Source organism: Pseudomonas bharatica, from assembly GCF_048586865.1.
GTDB classification, from domain to species: domain Bacteria; phylum Pseudomonadota; class Gammaproteobacteria; order Pseudomonadales; family Pseudomonadaceae; genus Aquipseudomonas; species Aquipseudomonas bharatica.
Window position 1 is genome coordinate 90,209 of the sequence record NZ_JBMAWR010000011.1, and the last position, 13,797, is coordinate 104,005.

The window sequence follows — 13,797 nt, forward strand, 5'->3', positions numbered from 1 at the left end:
TAGGCCATTGTGACCAGCATGCAACCGGCAAGCTCGGCGGACCCGCGCCAGAGTTTCGATGATCCGTTGCTCGATGGGCTGTTGATTCTTTGCAAGCTCCACGGTTGCACGGCCAGCCGCGCCAGCCTGAGCAGCGGCCTGCCCTTGCCGCAGCAGCGTCTCGATCTCGAACTGCTGCCTCGCGCTGCGGCCCGTGGCGGCTTGCAGGCGAGGGTGCTGCGCCGCGAGCTGGAGGCGATTTCCGCGCTCAACCTGCCAGTGCTGCTGTTGTTCAAGGACGGCCGCTGCGCCGTGCTGCGGCGCTGGAAGGACCCCGACCAGGCGCTGATCCTGCCCTGTGAAGCCGACGGCGGCGAGCAGTGGGTCAGCCGCCAGGAACTCGCCGACGCCTACGCCGGCCACGCCCTGTTCGCCCGCCCCCGCCATGAACTGGAACAGCAGCGCGACCCGCTGGTACCCAGAGTGCACGCCTGGTTCCGCGATACGCTGCGTCAATCCCGCTGGCTATACAGCGACGCCCTGCTGGCCAGCCTGCTGATCAACCTGCTGGGCCTGATGGTGCCGCTGTTCGTCATGCAGACCTACGATCGTGTGGTCCCCAACCAGGCCACCTCGACCCTGTGGGTACTGGTGATAGGTCTACTGATCGGCACGCTGTTCGAACTGGTGTTGCGGGTGGTCCGCGCGCACCTGCTGGACCAGGCCGGTAAGAAAACCGACATGATCCTCTCGGCGACCCTGTTCGAACGCATCACCGGCATGTCGATGAAGGCCCGCCCGGCCACCATCGGCGGCTTCGCCCAGAGCATCCACGACTTCCAGGGCCTGCGCGAATTCCTCACTGCGGTGACCCTGACCAGCGTCATCGACCTGCCCTTCGTCGTGCTGATGCTGGCGGTCATCGGCCTGCTCGGCGGCTGGCTGGTGCTGATCCCGCTGATCGCCTTTCCCCTGACCGTGATCTTTGCCCTGCTGATCCAGATCCGCCTGCGCGACACCGTGCAAAAAAGCCTGGCCCTCGGCTCGGTACGCCAGGCGCTGTTGATCGAAACCCTCGGCGGCCTGGAAACCCTCAAGGCCTGCGGCGCCGAAAGTGAACGCCAGTATCAGTGGGAAAGCACCCACGGCGCGCTGACCCAACTGGATGCCCATGCCCGCCAGCTCTCGGCGCTGGCCAGCAACGGCACCCTGTTCATCCAGCAATTCTGCGGCATGGCCACCATCGTGGCCGGGGTCTATAGCATCATCGCCGGCAACCTCAGCGTCGGCGCGCTGGTCGCCTGCTACATGCTCGGCAGCCGGACCCTCGCCCCGCTGGGGCAGATCGCCGGGCTGATCACCCGCTACCAGCAGGCACAACTGACCATGCGCAGCACCGACGCACTGATGGCCCTGCCCCAGGAGCGCCGCACCGACCAGCAACCGCTGGAGCACACCCGCCTGCACGGTGCGCTGGAGTTCAACCGGGTGACCTTCCGCTACCCCGGCCAGGCCAGCCCGGCGCTGAACAGCGTCAGCTTCAGCGTCAAGCCCGGAGAGCGCATCGGCATCATCGGTCGCAGCGGTTCGGGCAAGAGCACCCTGGCGCGCCTGGTGATGGGCTTCTACGAGCCGGACGACGGCCAGGTACTGCTCGACAACCTGGACCTGCGCCAATTGGATATCGCCGACCTGCGCCAGCAACTGGGCTACGTCGCCCATGACCTGCCGCTGCTGGCCGGCAGCCTGCGCGACAACCTGACCCTCGGCGCACGCTATGTCAGCGATGCCCGGATGCTCGAAGTCGCTGAACTGACCGGCGTCAGTGAACTGGCCAGGCAGCACCCGCGCGGTTTTGATCGGCCCGTGGGCGAGCGTGGACAACTGCTGTCCGGAGGCCAGCGCCAGGCCGTGCTGCTGGCTCGGGCAATGTTGCTGGAACCGCCGCTGGTGGTCCTCGACGAACCCACCAGCCACATGGATAACAGCAGCGAAGAGCAACTGCGCCAGCGCTTGCACGGCTGGGTCGAGGGCAAGACCCTGCTGCTGGTGACCCACCGCACCGCCATGCTCAGCCTGGTGGATCGCCTGCTGGTGCTGGACAACGGCAAGATCGTGGCGGACGGCGCCAAGGATGCGGTCATCGATGCGCTGCGCAAGGGACGGGTCGGGCAGGCCCTGTAAAAGAACACGCGTACCCTGTGGGAGCGGGTTCACCCGCGATGGCGTTGGTGAACTCTCCACCGCAATCGCGGGTAAACCCGCTCCCACAAGGTCCGCGCTGAACCGACTATCGTTTCATTGCTACACAAGAGGCACGCACCATGTCCTCGCTGCGCAGCTACTTCCACAGCTTCAACAAGACCGCCGAACACGACTACCTGCCGGACCTGGCCCGGGCCACCCTGCAGGACTCGCCACGCCGCTCCCGGCTGACCGTGTGGCTGGCGGCGGCGCTGCTGCTGATAGCGCTGGTCTGGGCCAGGTTCGCGGTGCTCGACGAAGTGACCACCGGCGAGGGCAAGGCCATCCCGTCGAGCAAGGTCCAGGTGATCCAGAACCTCGAAGGCGGCATCGTCACCGAGATCCTTGTGCGCGAAGGGCAGATGGTGAACAAGGGCGATACCCTGCTGCGCCTGGACGACACGCGCTTTCGCTCGAACAAGGGCGAGAGCGAGGCCGACCGCTACGCCCTTACCGCCCAGGTCGATCGCCTGGCGGCGGAGGCCGAGGGCAAGCCCTTCCAGGTCTCCGAGGAAGTACGCAGCAAGGCGCCGCAGGTGGCCGAGGACGAGATGGCCCTGTACCAGTCACGCCAGCGCCGACTAAGCAGCGAGAAGCAGACCCTCAACGAACAACTGCGGCAAAAGACCCAGGAGCTCGCCGAGTTCCGCTCCAAGGTCGAGCAATACCGTTCCGGGCTGGCCCTGCTGCAACAGGAGCTGGACATGTCCACGCCATTGGTGAAGACCGGCGCCATCTCGCCGGTGGAGATCCTGCGCCTCAGGCGCAACGCAGTGGAAGCCCGTGGCTCGCTGAACGCCACCAGCCTGGCGATTCCCCGGGCCGAGGCAGCGGTGGCCGAGATCAAGAGCAAGATCGAGGAAACCGATGCCAGCTTCCGCTCGGAGGCGGCCAAGGAACTCAACGACAAACGCACCGATCTGTCGAAGATCACTGCCACCAGCGTCGCGATCGACGACCGGGTCAACCGCACCACGGTGGTCTCGCCGGTCCACGGCATCATCAAGATGCTCAAGGTCAACACCATCGGCGGCGTCGTGCAGCCGGGCAGCGACATGGTGGAAATCGTGCCGGTGGAAGACAACCTGCTGATCGAAGCCCGGGTGCGCCCCCAGGACGTGGCGTTCCTGCATCCGGGGCAGAACGCGATGGTCAAGTTCAGTGCCTACGACTACTCCATCTATGGCGGGCTCACGGCGAAGCTGGAACTGATAGGCGCCGACACCATCACCGATGACAAGGGCAATGCCTTCTACATGATCCAGGTACGCACCGACCGGAACCACCTGGGCGGCGACAACAAACCGCTGCTGATCATCCCGGGAATGGTGGCGACGGTGGATATCATCACCGGGGAAAAGAGTGTGCTGGATTACCTGCTCAAGCCGGTGCTGAAGGCGCGGACCGAAGCCTTGAGGGAGAGGTAAGGGCTGGAAATCGTCTGTGTTGCTGATGGCCTCATCGCCGGCAACGCCGGCTCCCACAAGATTCGCGGCGTACAAAAACCTGTGGGAGCCGGCGTTGCCGGCGATGGGGCCCGAGAGATCAGCGCAGATGATTGCGCTCGAACGTCTCCATCCCCATCGCCGCAATCTGCCCCTCGATCAACACCTCGAACGGCCGCAGCAACTTATCGAAGCGCCCCGCGCCCTCCAGCACATTCAGCGCCTGGGCCACCGCCTCCACCGTCGACAGCGCTCCCGCTTCCGGCGCCTTGCGCAAGCGGTAGCGGGACGGCTGCACCTCGGCCAGGGTGACCCGCGACAACCCTTGCAGCAATGGATTGAGGTACAGCAGCTTGCGTGCCTTGCGCCAGGTTCCGTCCGGTACGATCAACAGCCACGGCCGTTCATCCACCGCCCCGGAATAAGCGGCCAACGCCTCGGCGCCATCGCCCGGAAACAGCAATCCGGGGCGGTACCCCGGCGTGGCGATCAGCTCCGACAGGTCGTCGAACACCTCCCCCACCCGCAGTTGCGCATTGCGCAACCCCAGCGCCGCCAGACGCGCGGTATTGAGTGCGTGACGCACTTCATCGGGATGCTGCAACAGCACCACCCGGGTACGGCTGTCGAGGCACGGGATCGAAGGGCAAAGGCAATGGCTTCGTGGACGCAGGCAGCGTTCGCACTGGATTCTGGACATCGGGTTCTCCTGAGGCGGTGAATTTTGCCACAGCAGTCCCGGAAAGCACCCACATCCGTGTGGGCCGGTCGAAGAACTAGCGGTTGAAACGTTCAGCAAGGTCGTGCAGATACCCCGCCATGCGCTCCAATTCGACACTTATTTCAGCGCCCTGGCGGGCCTGGCCGGCACTGCGGTCGCACAGCTGGGCGATGCGCACGATCTGCTGGTTGATATCTTCCACTACATGGCTTTGCTGCTCGGACGCCGTGGCAATCTGCTGGCTCATGCCGGTGATCCGGCTAACCGCCTCGCGGATTCCGCCCAGTGCCTGTTGCACCGCTTCAACGCTCTGCACGCTGTCGCGGGAGATCTGCTCGCCCTTGCTGGCACTGCTCACCGCCCGGTCGGCTCCCGCCCGCAGCGAAGCGATGATCTGGTGGATTTCCTCGGTCGAGGCACGGGTGCGCTGGGCCAGGGAGCGCACTTCGTCGGCCACCACGGCAAAGCCGCGGCCCTGCTCACCGGCCCGCGCCGCCTCGATGGCCGCGTTAAGCGCCAGCAGGTTGGTCTGCTCGGCAATCGACGTGATCACATCCACCACACTGCCGATGGATTGGGTCTGCTCGGCCAGGGCGTTGACCGCCGCACCAATCTCGTGAACCGCCTCGGTCATGCTGCCCATGGCCTTTAGGCTCTGCTGGGCAAGGTCGCTGCCCTGGCGCGTCAACTCATCGGCGTCGGAGGCTGCATGCGCGGTGCTCTGCACGTTATGGGTCACTTCCTGGATAGTCGCCGCCATCTGCGCCACGGCGGTGGCCGACTGGTCGGTTTCGCTGCGCTGGCGGTCGAGCATCTGCGCCTGGGAGTCGGAAAGTTCCGACGACTGCGAAGCCCGGGTCTTCACACTGACGCCGGCATCCACCAAACGTGTCAGCGCCGTCTGAAGACGCGCCTCCTCGCTGATCATCGCCAGATCGAGTTGCCCCTGCGGGCCAAGATTACGGCTGTAGGTCAGGGCCACCAGCGGGCTGGTGAACGCCTTCGGATGCTCGGCCAGGGTGCGGCGGATAACGCGGTTCTGGCGGTTTTCCAGAAGGAACCAGGCCCCCAGCAGGCTCGCCATCAGCAACCCAAGGGCCGCGTACTGCGGCAAGGTCAGGTAGCCGACCACCGAGACCAGCCCGGCCAGCAGCAAGGGCCAGCCATGCTCCAGCACATCGCCGACCCGGGCCGCCCAAGGCGTGGGCGAACGCCCGGCACGCAAGCGCGCATACAGCGCCGAGGCCCGCCCGACCTGCTCCCGGGTTGGCAACGAGCGCACCGACTCGTAACCGCTGATCCGGCCGTTTTCGTAGATCGCCGTGACATAGGCGCTGACCCAGTAGTAATCACCGTTCTTCGCCCGGTTCTTGACCACGCCCATCCACGGCCTGCCCTCCTTGATCGTCTCCCACATATGGCCGAACACCGCTGGCGGCATATCCGGGTGGCGCACGATGTTATGGGGCTGGCCGATCAATTCTTCGCGGGTGAAGCCGCTGATGGCGACGAAGGCGTCGTTGCAGTAGGTGATCCGGCTGTTCAGGTCGGTGGTGGAGATGAGCCGCTGTTCCTGCGGAAAGGTTCTTTCATGCTCAGTGACGGGCAAGTTATTGCGCATCTTGGGCGATCCCTGCTGATGAGATGGATGGGAAATTCATCACAGCAAGAAAAGGAATAGCAGAGCATTCAACTGGATGTGGGCAATAGGCCAGTGTTTTTTACCCTAGACACAAAGTATTAATGATCCCATGTCCGCATCACGCCGGGGTCAACTGCGCGCGGAGCAGGTCGCGGAAGGTCTGGATCAAGGGTTCGCGGCTGCGTCCTCGACGAATGATCATGGAAAAAGGCGCCTGATAGCCGAAGGTCGCCGGAGAAAGCACCCGCAGGTCGCCCTTGTCCACCCAGGCCTGGGCATAGTGTTCGGGCAAATAGCCAATGTAAGCGCCGGAAAGAACCAGAATCAGTTGCGCTTCCATGCTTTCTACGGTGGCCGCACTGTGCTTGAAGCCGTGCCGGGCCAGTTCTGCCTGGCTCCAGTAGCCACGTCCGACCATGCGCTGCTGGGTGATGACCTGCTCGGGAATGCGTCGCTCGTGGTACAGCGGATGACGGTTACTGCAATACAGCCAGTGCTGCTCGCGATACAGCGGCTGGTAGACCAGGCCACTCATTCGCGTGGAAAAGGCGCCGATGGCCAGGTCCAGGCGGTTATCCTGCACGCCCAGTTGCAACTCGTAGGGGCTGGACACCGAGAGGTGCAGATGCACCGCCGGGTGTTCCTGGCTGTAGGCGCCGATGGCCTCGGCCAGGGGCAAGGCGCGGTCGCCGACGGTCGAATCGATCACCCCGAGATTGAGCGTGCCGCGCAGTTCGCCCTTGAGCGCCGCTGCGTATTGCTCGAAGCCGTCCAACTCGGCGAGCAGGCGCAGGGTCTCCTGATGGAACAGTTCGCCCTTGCTGGTCAGGCTGAAGCCGCCACGACCGCGATGGCACAGCACTATGCCCAACGCCCCTTCCAGCTGGCTCATGTAGGTGCTGATCGCCGAGGTGGACAGGTTGAGGTCGCGCTGGGCGTTGGCGAAGCCCTGGTGGCGCACCACGCTGGCAAAGATGCGCAGCAGCTTCAGGTCGGGCAGGTTCGAGGCCATGGCGAGGTATCCGCACGTCGGAAATCGCCACAGTCTAACCGCGCCCAGGCGAATAGTTCAGCGATAGTTCAGAAAAACCTGAACTAAGTATTTGCCGGTAGCGATTCTTCTGCCGCACTACCTTTTGCAGACTGCGCCGCACAGCAACTGTTCCAGGACTATTCCGGCTGGCTGGCCGGTGTCGAGAACAGATATCAACAACTAGAACAATCGAATCGATGAGGCCCGAACCGTGGACAAGATTCTTCACCAACCACTGGGCGGCAACGAAATGCCGCGCTTCGGCGGCATCGCTACCATGCTCCGCCTTCCGCACCTGAAAAGTCCTGCCGGCCTGGACGCCGCCTTCATCGGCGTGCCGCTGGACATCGGCACCTCCCTGCGCTCCGGCACCCGCTTCGGCCCGCGGCAGATCCGCGCCGAATCGGTGATGATCCGTCCGTACAACATGGCCACCGGTGCGGCGCCCTTCGACTCGCTGTCGGTCGCCGACATCGGTGACGTGGCAATCAACACCTTCAACCTGCTCGACGCCGTGCGCATCATCGAAGAAGCCTACGACCAGATCGTCGAGCACAACGTGATCCCCCTGACCCTGGGCGGCGACCACACCATCACCCTGCCGATCCTGCGTGCCCTGCACAAGAAGCACGGCAAGATCGGCCTGGTGCATATCGATGCCCACGCCGACGTCAACGACCACATGTTCGGCGAGAAGATCGCCCACGGCACCACCTTCCGCCGCGCCGTGGAAGAAGGCCTGCTCGATTGCCAGCGCGTGGTGCAGATCGGCCTGCGCGCCCAGGGCTACACCGCCGAGGATTTCAACTGGAGCCGCAAGCAGGGCTTCCGCGTGGTCCAGGCCGAAGAGTGCTGGCACAAGTCGCTGGAGCCGCTGATGGCGGAAGTCCGCGAAAAGGTCGGCGGCGGTCCGGTGTACCTGTCCTTCGATATCGACGGTATCGACCCGGCCTGGGCGCCGGGCACCGGCACCCCGGAAATCGGCGGCCTGACCACCATCCAGGCCATGGAAATCATCCGTGGCTGCCAGGGCCTGGACCTGATCGGCTGCGATCTGGTGGAGGTTTCCCCACCCTACGACACCACCGGCAACACCTCGTTGCTGGGTGCCAACCTGCTCTACGAAATGCTCTGCGTGCTGCCCGGCGTAGCCCGTCGCTAACGGAGCTTCACCCGGCAGGAGCCATGACGGCGGCCCCTTGAGCAGGGGCCCCGCTGCTACGAAGAAGTGACTACGAAGAAAAGACCCGCCGCGCCTTGTCGCAGGCGGGATCGATCTCACATAAAAAAGATAACTGGAGACACCCCATGGCCCTGGACATATTCGTTGTACTGATATACGCCGCCGGCATGCTGTTGCTGGGCTGGTACGGCATGCGCCGCGCCAAGACCCACGAGGAATACCTGGTGGCCGGACGCAACCTCGGCCCCAGCCTGTACATGGGCACCATGGCCGCCACCGTGCTGGGCGGCGCTTCCACCGTCGGCACCGTGAAACTCGGCTACGTCCATGGCATTTCCGGCTTCTGGCTGTGCGCCGCGCTGGGCCTGGGCATCATCGCCCTCAACCTGTTCCTCGCCAAACCCCTGCTGCGCCTGCGCATCTTTACCGTGACCCAGGTCCTGGAGCGCCGCTACAACCCGATGGCGCGCCAGGCCAGTGCGGTGATCATGCTCGCCTATGCGCTGATGATCGGCGTGACCTCTACCCTGGCCATCGGCACCGTACTGCAAGTGCTGTTCGAACTGCCGTTCTGGGCAGCGATCCTGCTCGGCGGCGGCGTCGTGGTGGTGTACTCGACCATCGGTGGCATGTGGTCGCTGACCCTGACCGATATCGTCCAGTTCGTGATCAAGACCGTCGGCCTGATGTTCGTCCTGCTGCCGATCTGCCTGTACCGCGTCGGCGGTTGGGACCAACTGGTAGCCAAGCTGCCGGAAGCCAGCTTCAGCCTGACCACCATCGGCTGGGACACCATCATCACCTACTTCCTGATCTACTTCTTCGGCATCCTGATCGGCCAGGACATCTGGCAGCGGGTGTTCACCGCCCGTGACGAGAACGTCGCCAAGTACGCCGGCACCACCGCAGGCGTGTACTGCGTGATATACGGCCTGGTCTGCGCGGTGATCGGCATGGCAGCCCATGTGCTGTTGCCGGACCTGGGCAACGCCAACAATGCCTTTGCCGCTATCGTCAAAACCGCGCTGCCGGATGGTATCCGTGGCCTGGTGATCGCTGCGGCCCTGGCGGCGATGATGTCCACCGCCAGTGCCGGCTTGCTGGCCGCCTCCACCGTACTGACCGAAGACCTGCTGCCGAAGCTGCGTGGCGGCAAGCAATCGAGCCTGGCGGTGAACCGCCTGTTCACCCTGCTGACCGGTATCGCCGTATTGGGTATCGCCCTGGTGGTGGAAGACGTGATCAGCGCCCTGACCCTGGCCTATAACCTGCTGGTGGGTGGCATGCTGGTGCCGCTGATCGGAGCCATCTACTGGAAGCGCGCGACCACTCGCGGCGCCATCGTCAGCATGAGCCTGGGCTTCGTTACCGCCCTGGCGTTCATGATCAAGGACGGCATGGATGCGAACACGCCGATCTACTACAGCCTGGCGATCGGGCTGGTGAGCTTCGTCGTGGTGAGCCTGATGTCGCGGCCGGCGGTGAATGCGGCCAAACTGGCTTGAGCTGAAACAGATTGAAATGAAAAGGGCCTGCTGAAGCAGGCCCTTTTTCTTTGCTTGGCGCAGACCTGTGGGAGCGGGTTCACCCGCGATTGCGATAGTGGCCTCAATACCGCAATCGCGGGTAAACCCGCTCCCACAGGGCCCGTGTCGCTCTTCAGAGATCTCAGCGCCGCGGCTGCCGCCTGCGCTTTTCTTCATCGGCAGGAATCGGTACCGGCTGCATCGGCGGGATCAAGCCCAGGGCCACAGCAAGGTCGTGGAGCCAGTTCATCATCAGGTTTTTCATGGAATCCCCCTTGAGGGTCATCGTGGCAATCCAATGGCTACGATGTTTCAAACACATCATAGGCCCAAATCCTACAAGCCGCTCGAAGAAATCAACAGTTTCCTGATCCGGATCAAGCGCTGAGCGCCTGGCCGACAGGCGGTCCCTGGCGGCTCTCTTCCTGAAGGTTCACCCAGGCATCCAGGTTCGCTCCGCGCATGCCGCGACGCCAGACCAGCCAGGTAGTCGCCTGGTCGAACGGCGTCTGCAAGCGATGCACCGCAACATTCTCCCGGCCCGGCAGGCTGTCGAGCATGGATTGCGACATCAAGGCCACTCCGGATCCGGCAACCACGCACGCCAGCATGCTCGGGTAGGACTCGATTTCCATGGCCCGGCCCATGGCCGCATGATCGTGGGCATACCAGGCCTCCAGGCGCATGCGATAGGAGCAACCCTTGCGGAAGGTGAACACTGCCCGCCCGGCCACGTCGCGGGCGCTGCGCACCGGCGGATGATCGGGTTCGGTGAGCAATACCAACGTTTCCTCGCACAGCGGCACGCCATCCAGGCCCGACAGCGACAGCGGCCCGTCCAGCAGCGCGGCGTCGAGGCGGCCGGCCAGCAGGCCTTCCAGCAGCTCGCCGCTGGGCGCGGTCTGCACCTGCAGGTTCACTGCCGGATAGGCCTTGTGATAACGCGCGAGCAAGTCCGGCAGATGGATCGCCGCCGTGCTGTACATGCAGCCCAGCACGAACTCCCCCGCCGGCTGGCCACCCTGCACCGCAGCGAAGGCCTCGTCATGCAGGGTCAGCATGCGTCCGGCGTAATCCAGCAGCACCTTGCCGGCGGGCGACAGTTGCAGGCGCTGGCGCTCCCGGTGGAACAGCTCGACGCCAAGTTGCTCCTCAAGCTGACGCAGGCGCGTCGAGAGGTTCGACGGCACCCGGTGCAACTGTTCGGCGGCGCGGGTCACCGAGCCAGTCTCGGCGACAGCCTGGAAAATGCGCAACTGGCTCAGCTCCACACCGATTCTCCAAAATTGAACAAGTAGCTCAGTATTATTCAATTTTTCAGAATGACAACCACCAGTAGTCTGACGGCATCGAACGATTCCTCTGACAGGAGCACCGGACATGTCGCCAACCCTGCGTTTGATCGCCAGCTTCGTGGCCTTGATGATGGCCATGGGCATTGGCCGTTTCGCACTTACTCCGCAACTGCCGCACCTGGTGAGCGAAGGCCAGTTGAGCCTGACCACCGCCGGGCTGGTGGCCGCCGCCAATTACCTCGGTTATCTGCTGGGTGCGCTGGACGCGATGTTCGCCCGGCGTCCAGACCAGGTACGCCTGCGCCTTAACCTTGGCCTGTGGTTGTGCGTGCTGCTGACCCTGCTGTCGTTCGAGGCCGATGGTTTCATCGTCCACGCCCTGCTGCGCTTTGGCACCGGCATGGCCAGTGCCTGGGTGCTGGTGATGATCACCAGCCTCAGCCAGCCCCTTGCGGCACGCAACAATCTGCCGCGACTCGGCGCGCTGGTATTCGCCGGGCCAGGCCTGGGGATCATGCTCACCGGCCTGCTGGCGCTGGTGTCCAACCTGTTTGGCCTGGGCTCGGCACCGCTGTGGCTGATCTACGCCGGCGCTGCACTGGTCATGCTGCTGGCGGTGCGGCCGATGCTGCCGCAACCCGAGAACACCCCGTTGCAACCTGCCAGCGGCCTGACCGTCCATCCCACCCGGGGCATCGCCCGCCTGGGCCTGATCTACGGCCTGTACGGCATCGGCTACATCATCCCGGCCACCTTCATGTCGCAGATGGCCAACGCGCGGTTTCATGGGCAGTGGATGGCCGACCTGTTCTGGCCCGGCTTCGGTCTCGCAGCAGCGGTTGGCGTGATGCTGCTGAGCCTGCGTCGCCCGACAGCGAACGGCACGCCGCGCTGGCTGATGCTGACCCTGTGGCTGCAGGCCGCCGGCGTATTCGCCTGCCTGATGGGTGATGGCCTGGGCCTGGCCCTGGGTGTGATCCTCTGCGGCACGCCATTCCTGGCCTGCATGCAATTGGTGATGCAACGTTCGCGGGAACTGGCACCGCACGCCACCCAGCGCAATGCCGGCTTGCTGACCGCCTGCTTCGCCCTCGGCCAGTTGGGCGGCCCGTTGCTGGCGGCGCTGAGCAACCAGCTTGCCGGCAGCCTGCAACCGGCACTGCTGGCGGCCGGCAGCGGCTTGCTCCTGGCCGGCCTGCTGACCTTGCGGCCTACCGTTGTCCCAGCAGCGTGCGCAACCGCCTGCGCACCCACTGCTCGGCGCTGACCAGGACAATGCCCAGCAGCACGCAGATGGCGCCGAGGACGAAGTTGGCGCTCAAGGGTTCGTCGAGCAGCAGCACACCGAACGTCACGCCGAAGATAGGCGTGACGAAGGAAAACACCGCCAGGTTCGAGGCCAGGTATTTGCGCAACAGCCAGAACCAGGTCAGGTAGCTGAAGAATGACACCACCAGGGCCTGGAACAGGACGCTGCCGATGGCGATGGGGGTCAGGGCCACGTGGGTGATCTTGCCGCTGAACGCCGCAATCAACAGCAGGCCGACGAAGCCCACTGCCAACTGGTAGAACAGGGTCAGGGTCGCCGGCGCTTCCGACAGCCGCGAGCAACGCACCACCACGGTGGTAGCGCCCCAGGCTGCGCCGGCCAGCACGCCAAAGGCATCGCCCAGCAGCATCGGACCATTGAGGTCCTGCAACGACAGGCCACCGGCGAACGCCACGGCGATCCCGCAGAACGACAGCAGGATGCCCAGCCACTGCAAGGGCCGCAGGCGTTCGCTGGGCAGGCTGAAATGCAGGCCGAGGGCGGTGAATACCGGGGCGGTATAGAGGAATACCGACATATGCGCCGCCGAGGTCAGCAGCAAGCCTTCGGCGATGAACAGGAACTCCAGGCCGAACAACGCGCCGGCCAGCAATCCGGCCTTCCAGGTCGTACCGAGCTGCTCCCAGCCGCCGCGCCAGCACATCAGTAGCCCGACCAGCAGCGCAGAAATACCGGAACGGGTTGCCGCCTGCATCACCGGTGCGATGTCGGCGGCAGCCATTTTCACTACGACCTGCTGGATACCCCAGATCAGGCACAAGCCCAGCATGACCTGGAAGGCGAAGGCATCGGGGTTGCGGCGCGCATCGCTCATCGCTCACCCCCGGACTCTGGCAACGGCATGACCACCTCTTGGCAGCGAAGAATTGGCGCCAATTATCAGTGAGGCTCGCCAGCCATTACCAGATATGTCTGCACCATTTTCAGGCGATCTGCGCTTTCGACGCGACCTCTTCGAACGTGGCCTCATCCAGGGCGTCGGCCTGTTCGTTGAGCACCTGGCGCGGATGGTCGTTACCGGGGATGCTGCTGTCGATCAGGCTCAACAGGCGCGAGCCGCGCTCGGTCAGCACGTAGTTCTCTCCGTTGCCGCCCTCGCTTTCCGGGCGATCGGCGATATAGCCACGTTCCAGAAGCAGGCGTTCGTAGTCGCAGGCGCGGGTTTTCAGGTGATCGACGTCCGGCACCGGCTCGCCTGCCGCCGCCAGTTGCGCGGCGTGCTGTTCGGCGTAAGGGCGCGGAGTGAAATGCTGGTCGGCGCTGTTCTGCACTTCGTGGAGCAGGCGTTCGATCAGGTCCCAGTCATACACAGTGCTCATGGCAAAAGGCCTCGCGTGGTGACAGTCAAGGTTGTGACCGACCCGGTTCGCCGCGGTTCGACTGAACTTTCCAGACGGCG

General features: G+C 64.3%; 12 protein-coding genes and 1 pseudogene. 5 read left to right on the plus strand and 8 right to left on the minus strand.

All coding sequences use genetic code 11. The features are described from left to right. The first annotated feature begins 9 nt into the window (after positions 1-9). Together ACKLLE_RS14600 and ACKLLE_RS14605 are read left to right on the plus strand one after the other, a co-directional pair. On the plus strand, positions 10-2,163 hold the full coding sequence (locus ACKLLE_RS14600) for a type I secretion system permease/ATPase (protein ID WP_420058348.1): 2,154 nt from the start codon (positions 10-12) through the stop codon (positions 2,161-2,163). Positions 2,164-2,303: 140 nt separating this feature from the next. Next, positions 2,304-3,650, plus strand: coding sequence for an HlyD family type I secretion periplasmic adaptor subunit (locus tag ACKLLE_RS14605; RefSeq protein WP_420058349.1), 1,347 nt, complete (start codon positions 2,304-2,306; stop codon positions 3,648-3,650). A gap of 118 nt (positions 3,651-3,768) precedes the next feature. Here ACKLLE_RS14605 and ACKLLE_RS14610 read toward each other — a convergent pair whose 3' ends face one another. From ACKLLE_RS14610 to ACKLLE_RS14625, 4 genes and pseudogenes are all read right to left on the minus strand, one after another. Beyond that, positions 3,769-4,368: a tRNA-uridine aminocarboxypropyltransferase gene (locus tag ACKLLE_RS14610; protein ID WP_420058350.1), complete on the minus strand. Its 600-nt coding sequence runs from the start codon at positions 4,366-4,368 to the stop codon at positions 3,769-3,771. Between the two features lie 76 nt (positions 4,369-4,444). Next, positions 4,445-5,473, minus strand: coding sequence for a methyl-accepting chemotaxis protein (locus ACKLLE_RS14615; RefSeq protein WP_420058385.1), 1,029 nt, complete (start codon positions 5,471-5,473; stop codon positions 4,445-4,447). Positions 5,474-5,728: 255 nt separating this feature from the next. After that, positions 5,729-6,010 (minus strand): annotated as a pseudogene (locus tag ACKLLE_RS14620) (PAS domain-containing protein); the annotation flags it as partial. A 139-nt stretch (positions 6,011-6,149) separates the two neighbouring features. After that, positions 6,150-7,043 carry a LysR family transcriptional regulator gene (locus ACKLLE_RS14625; RefSeq protein ID WP_009405144.1) on the minus strand — a complete coding sequence of 298 codons (894 nt, stop codon included), beginning with the start codon at positions 7,041-7,043 and terminating at the stop codon, positions 6,150-6,152. 232 nt (positions 7,044-7,275) lie between these two features. Here ACKLLE_RS14625 and speB point away from each other — a divergent pair, with 232 nt between their 5' ends. Both speB and ACKLLE_RS14635 read left to right on the plus strand, forming a co-directional pair. Next, complete coding sequence (gene speB / locus ACKLLE_RS14630; protein WP_420058351.1) at positions 7,276-8,226, plus strand: agmatinase; 951 nt, start codon at positions 7,276-7,278, stop codon at positions 8,224-8,226. Positions 8,227-8,372: 146 nt separating this feature from the next. Further along, positions 8,373-9,752 (plus strand): sodium:solute symporter family protein, encoded by a 1,380-nt coding sequence (locus tag ACKLLE_RS14635; RefSeq protein ID WP_064301942.1) that lies wholly within the window; start codon positions 8,373-8,375, stop codon positions 9,750-9,752. A 163-nt stretch (positions 9,753-9,915) separates the two neighbouring features. On the opposite strand, the gene ACKLLE_RS14640 is transcribed toward ACKLLE_RS14635, so the two are convergent. Then, a complete protein-coding gene (locus tag ACKLLE_RS14640; protein ID WP_256721154.1) occupies positions 9,916-10,038 on the minus strand; it encodes a PA1414 family protein in 123 nt (40 codons plus the stop codon). A gap of 112 nt (positions 10,039-10,150) precedes the next feature. Then, a complete protein-coding gene (gene ptrR / locus ACKLLE_RS14645) occupies positions 10,151-11,044 on the minus strand; it encodes a putrescine utilization regulator PtrR (RefSeq protein ID WP_064301941.1) in 894 nt (297 codons plus the stop codon). Positions 11,045-11,153: 109 nt separating this feature from the next. Here ptrR and ACKLLE_RS14650 point away from each other — a divergent pair, with 109 nt between their 5' ends. Then, the gene (locus ACKLLE_RS14650; RefSeq protein ID WP_420058352.1) at positions 11,154-12,335 is read left to right on the plus strand and encodes an MFS transporter; all 1,182 of its coding nucleotides are present in this window, start codon (positions 11,154-11,156) and stop codon (positions 12,333-12,335) included. Here ACKLLE_RS14650 and ACKLLE_RS14655 read toward each other — a convergent pair. Together ACKLLE_RS14655 and ACKLLE_RS14660 are read right to left on the minus strand one after the other, a co-directional pair. Beyond that, entirely contained in the window at positions 12,280-13,212 is a 933-nt protein-coding gene (locus tag ACKLLE_RS14655) for a DMT family transporter (protein WP_064301939.1), read from the minus strand. The genes ACKLLE_RS14650 and ACKLLE_RS14655 overlap by 56 nt on opposite strands. 109 nt (positions 13,213-13,321) lie before the next feature. Continuing rightward, on the minus strand, positions 13,322-13,717 hold the full coding sequence (locus tag ACKLLE_RS14660; protein WP_009405153.1) for a hypothetical protein: 396 nt from the start codon (positions 13,715-13,717) through the stop codon (positions 13,322-13,324). Positions 13,718-13,797 lie beyond the last annotated feature (80 nt).

Coding starts and splice junctions, on each gene's coding strand:
- ACKLLE_RS14605 (WP_420058349.1), top strand. CDS start 2,304: ATGTCCTCGCTGCGCAGCTACTTCCACAGCTTCAACAAGACCGCCGAA.
- ACKLLE_RS14610 (WP_420058350.1), bottom strand. CDS start 4,368: ATGTCCAGAATCCAGTGCGAACGCTGCCTGCGTCCACGAAGCCATTGC.
- ACKLLE_RS14615 (WP_420058385.1), bottom strand. CDS start 5,473: ATGGCGAGCCTGCTGGGGGCCTGGTTCCTTCTGGAAAACCGCCAGAAC.
- ACKLLE_RS14625 (WP_009405144.1), bottom strand. CDS start 7,043: ATGGCCTCGAACCTGCCCGACCTGAAGCTGCTGCGCATCTTTGCCAGC.
- ACKLLE_RS14635 (WP_064301942.1), top strand. CDS start 8,373: ATGGCCCTGGACATATTCGTTGTACTGATATACGCCGCCGGCATGCTG.
- ACKLLE_RS14640 (WP_256721154.1), bottom strand. CDS start 10,038: ATGAAAAACCTGATGATGAACTGGCTCCACGACCTTGCTGTGGCCCTG.
- ACKLLE_RS14650 (WP_420058352.1), top strand. CDS start 11,154: ATGTCGCCAACCCTGCGTTTGATCGCCAGCTTCGTGGCCTTGATGATG.
- ACKLLE_RS14655 (WP_064301939.1), bottom strand. CDS start 13,212: ATGAGCGATGCGCGCCGCAACCCCGATGCCTTCGCCTTCCAGGTCATG.
- ACKLLE_RS14660 (WP_009405153.1), bottom strand. CDS start 13,717: ATGAGCACTGTGTATGACTGGGACCTGATCGAACGCCTGCTCCACGAA.